The sequence below is a fragment of the Pantoea wallisii genome (assembly GCF_002095485.1).
Classification (GTDB): Bacteria; Pseudomonadota; Gammaproteobacteria; order Enterobacterales; family Enterobacteriaceae; genus Pantoea; species Pantoea wallisii.
Genome location: NZ_MLFS01000095.1, coordinates 1 through 10,337, shown reverse-complemented (window position 1 = coordinate 10,337; position 10,337 = coordinate 1). Strand labels below are relative to the sequence as shown.

The 10,337-nt window shown below is 58.9% G+C and carries 6 protein-coding genes and 3 pseudogenes; 5 read left to right on the top strand and 4 right to left on the bottom strand.

Annotated features, from left to right (window positions below; all coding sequences use genetic code 11):
• Nucleotides 1–984: pseudogene (locus HA48_RS21085) on the top strand (CoA transferase); the annotation flags it as partial.
• A 1-nt stretch (nt 985) separates the two neighbouring features.
• Here HA48_RS21085 and HA48_RS21080 read toward each other — a convergent pair.
• From HA48_RS21080 to ghrA, 3 genes and pseudogenes are all read right to left on the bottom strand, one after another.
• Nucleotides 986–1,543, bottom strand: coding sequence for a TorD/DmsD family molecular chaperone (locus HA48_RS21080; protein WP_128603061.1), 558 nt, complete (start codon nt 1,541–1,543; stop codon nt 986–988).
• A gap of 27 nt (nt 1,544–1,570) precedes the next feature.
• The gene (locus tag HA48_RS21075) at nt 1,571–2,308 is read right to left on the bottom strand and encodes a phosphatase (protein ID WP_128603060.1); all 738 of its coding nucleotides are present in this window, start codon (nt 2,306–2,308) and stop codon (nt 1,571–1,573) included.
• A gap of 23 nt (nt 2,309–2,331) precedes the next feature.
• A pseudogene (gene ghrA, locus HA48_RS21070) lies at nt 2,332–3,268 on the bottom strand (glyoxylate/hydroxypyruvate reductase GhrA).
• 206 nt (nt 3,269–3,474) lie between these two features.
• Between ghrA and treA the strand changes: the two are divergent.
• Together treA and HA48_RS21060 are read left to right on the top strand one after the other, a co-directional pair.
• Complete coding sequence (treA, locus tag HA48_RS21065) at nt 3,475–5,151, top strand: alpha,alpha-trehalase TreA (RefSeq protein ID WP_128603059.1); 1,677 nt, start codon at nt 3,475–3,477, stop codon at nt 5,149–5,151.
• 465 nt (nt 5,152–5,616) lie between these two features.
• A pseudogene (locus HA48_RS21060) lies at nt 5,617–7,715 on the top strand (TonB-dependent siderophore receptor).
• A gap of 60 nt (nt 7,716–7,775) precedes the next feature.
• On the opposite strand, the gene HA48_RS21055 reads toward HA48_RS21060, so the two are convergent.
• Complete coding sequence (locus HA48_RS21055) at nt 7,776–8,024, bottom strand: GlsB/YeaQ/YmgE family stress response membrane protein (protein ID WP_128603058.1); 249 nt, start codon at nt 8,022–8,024, stop codon at nt 7,776–7,778.
• Nucleotides 8,025–8,209: 185 nt separating this feature from the next.
• On the opposite strand from HA48_RS21055, the gene HA48_RS21050 reads away from it, so the two are divergent.
• Both HA48_RS21050 and HA48_RS21045 read left to right on the top strand, forming a co-directional pair.
• Complete coding sequence (locus tag HA48_RS21050) at nt 8,210–8,944, top strand: flagellar brake protein (protein ID WP_128603057.1); 735 nt, start codon at nt 8,210–8,212, stop codon at nt 8,942–8,944.
• Between the two features lie 89 nt (nt 8,945–9,033).
• Nucleotides 9,034–10,161, top strand: coding sequence for a mechanosensitive ion channel family protein (locus HA48_RS21045; RefSeq protein ID WP_128603056.1), 1,128 nt, complete (start codon nt 9,034–9,036; stop codon nt 10,159–10,161).
• Nucleotides 10,162–10,337: the final 176 nt, after the last annotated feature.

The window sequence follows — 10,337 nt, the reverse complement described above, 5'->3', positions numbered from 1 at the left end:
GCGAACGCGACGCGCTGGCCGCCGCAGTGGCGCAGTGGCAGGCCGGTGCGCTGGAGCAGGCAATCATTGAGGCTAATGGCTGCGCCGCTGAGATGCGCAGCGAATCGCAGTGGCAGCAGCACCCGCAAGGGAGAGCTGTGATGCAGGAGCCGCTGATCGCCCAGTGCGCAACCGGCGATGCGCCCACGCCGGGCTGGCGGCTGCCCCGCGCGCCCGCTGCTGGGCGTACGGGTGCTGGATCTCACCCGGGTGATTGCCGGGCCGGTTGCCACCCGCTTTCTTGCCAGCCTTGGCGCGCAGGTGCTGCGTATCGATCCGCCCGGCTGGCAGGAGCCAACGCTGGAGGAGGAGATAAACTGCGGTAAGCGCTGTGCCACGCTGAATATCAAAACGGTCGCCGGGCGCGCGCAGTTGATTGAACTGATTAAACACGCCGATGTGCTGGTGCATGGCTATCGCGCCGATGCGCTGGAGAAGCTGGGGCTGGATGCAGAAACGCGACAGAAACTCGCGCCGGGGCTGGTGGATGTCACGCTGAATGCCTGGGGCTGGCACGGACCGTGGCGCAACCGGCGGGGTTTTGACAGCCTGGTACAGATGGGCTGCGGCATTGCCGATCGCGGCATGCAGTGGCGCGGCAGCGATCGGCCTGTACCGCTGCCGGTGCAGGCACTCGATCACGCCACCGGCTATCTGATGGCGGCGGCGGTGCTGGAGGGATTGCGTCAGCGGCGTGAGAACCGGGTTGGCTGGCAGGCGCGCTTATCGCTGGCGCGCACCGCATACCTGTTGCAGCAGCAGGGTGCCGCACCCGCGAGTCCACAAAGCGGCATTGATGCGCAGCCGCATGATGCGCTAAGTGCGCTGGAGATTACGCCGTGGGGCGTAGCCGAACGGCTGCGTGCCGCCGCCTGGCTGCCCGGCACGCCGATGCTGTGCGCCACGCCGGGCGCGAAGCCCGGCAGCAGCAACGCCTGCTGGTAACTCAGGCTTCGTCGGTGCCTTCGTTCAGCTCATCATACATTGCCTGAATCGCTTCACGGCTCAGCGCGGCCAGCGTGCGATAGAAGGCGCTGGTGGCGTGCGCTTCCACTTTCCCCAGGAACGCACCGCACCACGGCAACAGGTACTCATCGAACAGCGCCAGCTGCGCCGCTGCTTCATCCTCCGCCGACTGATCTTCCAGCCACGACGCCGCCAGCAGCAGCACACCGAAGTGATCGGCCGGTGCGTCGCTCAGCGGCATCCCGCGCGAAGTGAGAAACGCGCGCGCCTCTGCCTCATGCGGGCCATGTGGCCACTGCGAGCCATACGGCGGAACGCTGCAGTCGCTGCCCACGAACAGCGCGTTGTAGTCCGCTGCCAGCGCCTGCGGATCGCTGCTCTGTTGCAGCCGGGTCAGCAGCTCATCCTGCTCCAGCGGCCACTGATCTTTCAGTTTGCCTTCACGCAGCAGAGTAAACAGCGGCACCAGCAGCGGGTCCTGCGGCTGGCGGTTAAACAGCGAGCCGATGACGCGGCAAAGAATGGAAAATTCATTCATGCAACAGAATTCCTTGAGGCAAAAAAGTTAAAAGTCAGCAAATTCAGCAATGTGCTTGCCGGTGCGCTGTTCGAGGAAATCGAGCAGGCGACGCGGCGTGACATTTAACACGCGATCCTCGGGAAAATCCACTTCGCGTGTGATACGCAGACAGTGCTCAAAATGGCCGAGCGTAAAGGCAGTATGTGAGTCAGAACCAAACGCCAGCCGTCCACCGGCATCGCGCACGGCTTCTGCGATGGCCCGACAGTTCGGCTCGCTGCCCGGACGCGAATGGGTGAAGGAGGAGTTGTTGATCTCCAGCGCCACATCATAGCGGGCTGCCGCTTCGGCAACGGCCCGGATATCGATCGGGAATTTGGGGTTGCCCGGATGGCTGATGATATGCACCAGCCCGCTCGCCATGGTGGCGATCATCGCTTCGGTGTGATGCGCTTTATCACGCGGCGCGTAGACCGGCTCATGGAAACCGGCCACGATCAGATCCAGCGCATCCAGCATTGGGCCGCTGCAATCAATCTCCCCCTGCTGATTCTTGATGTTGGCTTCAATCCCGCGCAGTATGCCCACGCCATCAATCACCCGCGGCCAGATGCGCATATTAATAAAGTGCCAGTGATGCGGCGCATCCGCCATATCCGGGCCGTGATCGGTAATCGCGAACAGCTTCAGGCCACTCTGCCGGGCCTGCGCAACGTAATCATGCAGCGTGCTGTAAGCGTGGGTACTGGCTACGGTATGCATATGTAGATCAACGGGATACATCTACTTCTCCTGATTTAATTGAATTAATAGCCGCGCTGGCGATCAACCAGACCGTGCGGCATCTGCCCCTGCTCCAGTGCAAGTATGGCACCGGCAATGAAATCCATCGCCTCGCCCGGCAGCGTCGTAGCGGCATTATGCGGCGTAATTGTGACGTGCGGATGAGACCACAGCGGGCTCTCCGCCGGCAGGGGTTCAATCTGAAACACATCCAACGCGGCAGCGGCCAGCTGGCCACTGTTGAGCGCCGCCATCAAATCGGCTTCCACCACGTGCGCGCCGCGTGCCAGGTTAAGGAAGTGTGCACCGTGCGGTAAGGCGTTCAGAAAATCCTGGTCAATCAGGTGGGTGGTTTCCGGCGTGCCGGGTAGCAGATCGATCACCACCTGACACTCGTGCAAAAAGGCGCTGAGCTCCTCACGGCCGTGAAACATCTGCACGCCCGCCAGGCTTTTTGGTGAACGGCTCCAGCCGCGCAGCGGAAAGCCCCACGGCTGCAGACTCGCCAGCACGCTGCGCCCCAGCACGCCGGTTCCCATCACGCCCACCGTAAAGGCGCGACGATCGCGATCCGCCAGCGGTTGCCACTGCCTGCTGCTGTTGCTGGCGATAGTCCGCAAAACGGCGGAACCAGCCCAGCACGCACCAGCTGGCATACTCCTGCATCTGACGCGCCATGCCGGTATCTTCCAGGCGGAAGAGCGGCACCTCGTCCGCCAGCATCGCGGGCTGTTGACGCAGCTGGCTGAGTATCTCATCGACGCCCGCACCCATGGCAAAAACGCCTTTCAGCGCACGGCCCGCCAGCATCTCCACTGGCGGAGAACGGACGATCGCGTAGTCAGCTGGCGCCTTATCACCTGGCTGCCATTGACGAATCTCCACCTCCGGGATGCGCTGACGCATGCCGTCCAGCCAGACCTGTGGATGTTGCGAAGGGTGATACCAGATGATCTCCATACTGCTCTCCTTTTTTCTTTCAGCCTCAGGCAAAGCGCATAGCAGGGCAAGCAAAAAACGTCGCCTGCTGGCAATTTCCTGCGTGATTATTTGCGGAGGCTTCACATTTCCGCAGCTGTGCAAGGATAAGCGGCGTGATAGCGTCTAAAGTTGTTCGTGTGGTCAATGCGTTAGCGCACCACCTTTTCGGACAAGGAGAAAAACCGATGATAAAAAATGTCGTATTTACGCCCGCGCGCCTGAGCCTGTTACTGAGCGCCGCCCTGCTGAGCGTCTCTGCCGCGCATGCTGATGATAACAGCCGCATGCTGAGCAGCCAGCCACAGCCACCGGATGTGCGCCTCGGCCCGCTCTTCAGCGCGGTGCAGCAGGCAAAATTTTATCCGGACCAGAAAACCTTTGCCGATGCGGTCCCGAAGTACAATCCCGCGTCTATTCTTGCCGACTGGCAGATGCAGAAAGGCCAGCGCAACTTCGATCTGAAACGCTTTGTCGATACCAACTTTATTTTGCCTAAAGCGCAGGATAAATATGTGCCGCCCGCCGGTCAGAGCCTGCGTGAACACATCAATGGCCTGTGGCCGGTGCTGACGCGCAGCACGCCGAACGCCAGTCAGTACGATTCGCTGCTGCCGCTGCCGAAACCTTATGTGGTGCCGGGCGGCCGTTTCCGTGAGGTCTACTACTGGGATAGCTACTTCACCATGCTCGGTCTTGCGGAGAGCGGTCACTGGGATCGCGTGCAGGACATGGTTGATAACTTCGCCACCGAGCTGGATAAATATGGCCACATTCCTAACGGCAACCGCAGTTACTACCTCAGCCGCTCGCAGCCCCCCTTCTTCAGCCTGATGGTTGATCTGCTGGCAACGCACAAAGGTGACGATGTGTATCGTCAGTATCTGCCGCAGCTGCAGAAAGAGTACGACTACTGGATGGCGGACAGCAGTAGCGTGGCCGCCGGTCAGGCCAGCAAACGCGTCATCAAGCTGAGCGATGGCACGCTGCTGAACCGTTACTGGGACGATCGTGATGTGCCGCGCACCGAATCCTGGCTGGACGACGTCGAGACGGCGAAAAAAGCGCCGGAACGTAATAAGCAGCAGGTATATCGCGAGCTGCGCGCTGGCGCGGCCTCCGGCTGGGATTTCAGCTCACGCTGGTTTACCGATGCGCACAAGCTGGCATCGATTCGTACCACGCAGCTGGCGCCGGTCGATCTCAACAGCCTGCTGTTCCATCTGGAGCAGACCTTATCCAAAGCGGCGAAGCTGGCAAAACAGGATGACAAAGCCAAAACCTTTGCTGCCGCGGCTGAAAAACGTCAGGCGGCGATCAACCGTTACCTGTGGGATGACAAACAGGGCTGGTACGCAGACTACGATTTCGGCAAGAAGCAGGTGCACAACCAGCTTACCGCCGCCACGCTGTTCCCGCTCTATATGCAGCTGGCCAGTGATAAGCAGGCGGAGCGCACCGCCGCCGCCGTGGAGAAACAGCTGCTGAAACCGGGCGGTCTGGTCACTACGACCGTCAATAACGGTCAGCAGTGGGATGCACCAAACGGCTGGGCACCACTGCAGTGGGTGGCGGTTGAAGGGCTGGAGCACTATAAACAGCCGCAACTCGCCCGGCAGATTGGTCAGCGCTTCCTGCAGAACGTGCAGCAAACTTACGATCGCGAGCACAAGCTGGTTGAGAAATATGTCGTCGAGGGCGACAAGTTGGGCGGCGGCGGCGGCGGTGAATATCCGTTGCAGGACGGCTTTGGCTGGACCAATGGCGTGACGCTCAAGCTGCTGGACAAATACTGTCCGAAGGATAAAACCTGTAACAGCGCGGGCGATATCCCGGATATGCCGGCGCTGAAAACAGCGCAGTAAGCGGCACGGTGCAGCTGGCGGCCCTGACGGGTCGCCACGCCGAAAGTCAAAAACATTGGGCGTTCAGAAACAGCGATACCGATATTTAAGGGAGGAAGGACGCGTGAGGTAAGCCCGGACATCACGCGACAGGCATGCCGCGTGCCGGGGCCCACATGGAGGCGGCCGTTGCCGCTCCGGGCGTGCTCACGCGCCCTTCTGACCCTGTGCAGTAGCCAAAGCGATTGCGCAGTACCCATAGCGATAAAAGTAACCTGTGCAGCAATGACCGCGCTGTGAAGCGCTACTACGCCTCTACCATCACCGTCATCCTACCCCGTAAAAATCTGAACTTTCCCACTACAGACATTTACATCTTGAAACAGCACACGCCAAAAGATAATAATTCTCACTTCTTATTGATTCTTATTTTCATTGCTCCCGCTGCCCCTGCGCGGCTTTACACTCTTAGCCAAAGGAACCGACATGATCCCGCTGTTTACCCTTAACCGTGGTCGCGTGCTATGCGCGCTGGCGCTGGCATTTCCCGCCGCCGCTCTCGCTGAACAGTCTCTGGTGGTCACCGCACAGCCGCAGGAGAGCGCCACATCGCCCACTCAGGGCTATCTGGCAACCCGCAGCAGCGGAGCCAGCAAAAGCGATCGACCGCTGATCACCACACCACAGGCCATCTCGGTGATCACCCGCCAGCAGATCGAGACCAGGGTGCGCAGGATCTCAACCAGGCGCTGAATTACACGCCGGGCGTCTTTACTAACTTTGGCGGTGCAGCAACGCGTTATGACACCATCTCGCTGCGCGGTTTCCACGGTGGTGACGTCGACAACACCTTCCTGGATGGCCTGCGCGTCATGAGCGACGGCGGCAGCTTCAATATCCTGCAGGTGGATAACTGGTTCCTCGATCGCGTAGACGTGATCAAAGGCCCCTCCTCTGCCCTCTATGGTCAAACCGTGCCTGGCGGACTGGTCAACATGGTCTCGAAGCGCCCGCAGTTTGCTCCTGAGGGCCATTTCCGCCTCTCCACCGGCAGCAATGCCACTAACAGTGCAGCGTTTGATTACACCAACGCGATCAACGACCAGTGGGCCTATCGCCTCACCGGCATTACGCGCAACAGCGACACGCAATATGACCACACGCGTGAAGAGAAGTACGCCATTGCGCCCCAGCTCATGTGGCAGCCAGGCGAAGACACCAGCCTGATTTTACGCGCTTACCTGGAAAAAGATCCCTCCGGCGGCTACCACGGCTCCGTGCCAGCCGAGGGCACGCTCTACAGCCACAACGGCCGTAAGCTGAGTGATGGCTTCTATGAGGGCGACAGCGCGCTGGACCAGTTCAAACGCCACGAACAGATCTACGGTTACGACTTCTCACACCGCTTCAGTGATGTATGGTCACTCCACTCCACCGGCAGCTATAGCCACGCCAATGTGGCGCTGGATCAGGTGTACCAGATCGGCTGGAACGCCACCAACCCCGACCTGCTCAATCGCTACTACTCCGGCGAACGCTCCTCGCTCAGCGCCTGGGCGACCGATAACCAGCTGCAGGCCGAATTTGCCACGGGTGCCGTGCAGCATCGCGTCACGCTGGGGGCCGAATACCATCGCTACAAAAATGATCTGACCAAAGCCAAAGGCGCAGCCAGCTCCCTCAACCCCTGGAGTGGTATCGCCAGCGATGAGCAGCCCGATTACGCCTGGAGTGCGCAAACGCGCCGCTATTATCAAACCGGTCTCTATATGCAGGACGAGCTGGCACTGGACCGCTGGCACCTGGATCTCTCGGGGCGCTACGACCGCATCGTGTCAGAAAACGGCACCAGCCGCCGGCAGGACGATCACATCAGCGGACGCGCGGCGCTGCTGTATGCGTTTGACAGCGGCATCTCACCGTACATCAGCTGGAGCCAGGCCATTACGCCCGCCTCACTCACCGATCCTGACGGCAATCAGCTCAAGCCGACCACCGCAGAGCAGTATGAAGCCGGGGTGAAATATCAGCCGACCGGCACGCGCGATCTCTACAGCGTGGCGATCTACGACCTGACGCAAAAAGATGTCGCCAACCGCAACGTGCTGGACAGCACTTACTCGCCCTCGGGTAAAGTGCACTCTCAGGGCATTGAACTGGAAGCGCGTAATCAGTTGACCTCACGGTTCAGCACCCTTGCCGGCTACACCCTCAACCATGTGCGCTTCAAAGCCTCGGTGGATGGCAACGACGGCCACACGCCATACGTTACGCCAAACAGCATGGCGTCGCTGTGGGGGCACTATCAGTTTGATTACGGTTTGAGCGCGGGCGCGGGCGTGCGTTACATTGGAAAACAGTGGGCAGATAACGAAAACACTACACGGCTCCCGTCGGTAACGCTGTTCGATGCCTCGGTTCGCGCCGATTTAGGGGCCTGGAACACGCAGCTGAAAGGCGCCTGGCTGCAGGTGAACGCCAATAACCTGACCGACAAACGGTATCTGGCGGCCTGTTACGGCACCGGCTATTGCTATCGCGGCGCAGAGCGCACCCTTACGGCAACGGTGGGCTACGATTTTTAACCGGTAAAAAAATCCGCAGTCCCAATGGGGACTGCGGATCTTCATGAATCAGGATAACCGTCAGCTGCGGACTTTACGGTAGATCCACAGCACCACAATGGCACCGATCACCGCCACCACAAAGCTGCCGAAGTTAAAACCATCCACTTTACCGAAACCAAACAGGGTACTGATCCAGCCGCCCACTACCGCACCGACAATCCCTAATACCACGGTAATGATCAAACCGCCGCCATCTTTACCTGGCATGATCCATTTGGCGAGAATACCGGCAATAAGACCAAAAATAATCCATGAAAGAATACCCATTTGCTGCTCCTTACGTTATGAATCAAGGTGTTCACTGCGCTAAGTATAGACGGGATTTTTTTCTCTGCTGCGTTAACATAACGGGAATTCATGTGAATTTGACTAAAGCCTGGTGTCTGAAAGCCGATAACTAACGGACAGCTTTACCAAGCGTGATAATAATAATCGGACAAATGGGGCAGGACGTGAAAGACGCCGATAAAGAACAATACCTCAAACGAGGCACGTTAGCGGTTTTAAACGTGATGAAGGACCTGTTACGTTACCAGACTTTATTGATGGCCAACTTTTCCCGGGGCCAGTTCATCAGCCGTTTGCTGGCGGCGGATGAAGAGCGGGTGATTTTCGATTTAGGCAGCAATGCGCTGGATAATGAACTGGCGTTACAGAGCGGCGAACTGAACATAGCGGCGGAAACCCACGGCGCCAAAGTTGAGTTCAGCCTGCAGGGGCTAACGCGCATCGATTATGAGGGGTTACCGGCGTTTGCCGCGCCTCTGCCTGAACTGGTGTGGCAGATCCAGCGCCGTGAGTTTTTCCGCGTCAATGCGCCGATGGAACCGGTATTTTATTGCCATACCGAGTGGCCGGATGGCCGCAAAGCGCGCTTCCGCTTACAGGATCTGTCGCTGGGCGGCATCGGCGTTCTGCTGGATGAACCGCTGCCCGAGGGGCTCACTCGCGGTGATGATTTTAAAAAATTGCGCGTAGAGCTGGGCGAATATGGTCAGTTTGAAGTGACGGCAAAACTGCTGCACATCGGCGAGCGCAGCACCGTCACCGGTAAGAACGAAACCCGCGTCACGCCGCGCCTCAGCTTCCGTTTTACCGTGATCGAACCGGTACAGGAGCGCCAGCTGCAGCAGGTAATTTTTGCTCTTGAACGCCTGGCGCGCGACAAGGCTAATCGCTTCCAGTAATAACCGGCTGGCGTCACAGATGGCGTCAGCCAGGCTATCCTTCTCCTTGCTTAATCGTTTAATTATTCCCGGCAAGGAGACTCTCCCCAATGGAAAACTGGCTTTCCGCCCACCGTTTACAACTCATTTTTCTCAATCAAAACTTCTGGATAAACAGCGCCATCATTGTGTTTGGCACGCTGATCGTTTACTGGCTATTGCGCAGTACCATCCGCTTTGTTTCCAATCGAATTGCCCGCTACAGCGAAGCGCGCCACGTGCGCATTACCGGCATACTGGTGGAGATCTTGCGCAGCACCAGCCAGCTGCTGCTGCTGATCTTCTCGCTGCTGATTGCGCTCAAGTTTGTCGATCTGTCCGCCGGCTGGAGCGTGGCGATTGCCCACGGCTGGTTCCTGGCCCTGATTCTACAGCTCACGCTGTGGATCGACTGCGGCATTCGCCTGTGGCTGCATAGCTTACTGCGCGACCCGCTGCACGTACGCAACCCGGTCACCACCGTCATTCTTGGCATCCTGCTGCGCGTGGTGGTGTGGGTGATGATGCTGCTGGCGATTCTCTCCAACATGGGCATCAACATCACTGCGCTGGTGGCGAGCCTGGGCGTAGGCGGTATCGCCATCGCGCTGGCCATCCAGACGGTGCTAAGCGATGTGTTTGCCTCGCTGGCTATCGGCTTTGATAAGCCCTTTGAGCATGGCGATTTTATCGTGTTTGGCGATGTGGCTGGCTCAATCGAACACATCGGCCTGAAAACCACACGTTTACGCAGCCTCAGCGGCGAACAGATTGTCTGCTCCAATACCATTTTGTTACAGCAGACCATCCACAACTACAAGCGCATGCAGCAGCGCCGCATCGTGTTTAAGTTCGGTATCAACTACGGTACGCCCGCAGAGAAAGTCCGGCAGATTGGCAGCATGGTCAAAAGTATTATTGAAGGCGTGCCGGATACCCGGTTCGATCGCGCGCACTTCCTGGCCTTCGATGAGTCGCAGCTGACATTTGAGGTGGTCTATTTTGTCCTGAGTGCCGATTACAACAAATACATGGACATCCAGCAGGAGATCAATCTGCAGTTGATGGCCCAGCTGGAGCAGAAACAGATCCGCTTTGCCTTCCCGATGCGCCGCGTTGAGTTCACCGGTGGCGTGTTACCGCGGATCAACCTCAGTGATGCGTCAAACGAAGCCGAAACGCAGGCGGCAAAACGCTAAGGCTCACTTGAAGCCGCTCAGTGTGGCTGAAAACGGCAGCGCGCCACGGCATCCAGCCAGCCCTGATAGTTTTCCTGCTGGCTGGCGGCGTGCGCCGTACGGGGCGCTATGATGCTGCCGCCCTGCAGGGCGTGCATCTCACTGCCCTGCCTGCCACCAGCCAGCCACTACGGCCC

What these genes read in the sequence shown, in the direction of transcription:
- HA48_RS21080 (WP_128603061.1), bottom strand. Translation starts at nt 1,543, where the DNA reads ATGAATGAATTTTCCATTCTTTGCCGCGTCATCGGCTCGCTGTTTAAC.
- HA48_RS21075 (WP_128603060.1), bottom strand. Translation starts at nt 2,308, where the DNA reads ATGTATCCCGTTGATCTACATATGCATACCGTAGCCAGTACCCACGCT.
- treA (WP_128603059.1), top strand. Translation starts at nt 3,475, where the DNA reads ATGATAAAAAATGTCGTATTTACGCCCGCGCGCCTGAGCCTGTTACTG.
- HA48_RS21055 (WP_128603058.1), bottom strand. Translation starts at nt 8,024, where the DNA reads ATGGGTATTCTTTCATGGATTATTTTTGGTCTTATTGCCGGTATTCTC.
- HA48_RS21045 (WP_128603056.1), top strand. Translation starts at nt 9,034, where the DNA reads ATGGAAAACTGGCTTTCCGCCCACCGTTTACAACTCATTTTTCTCAAT.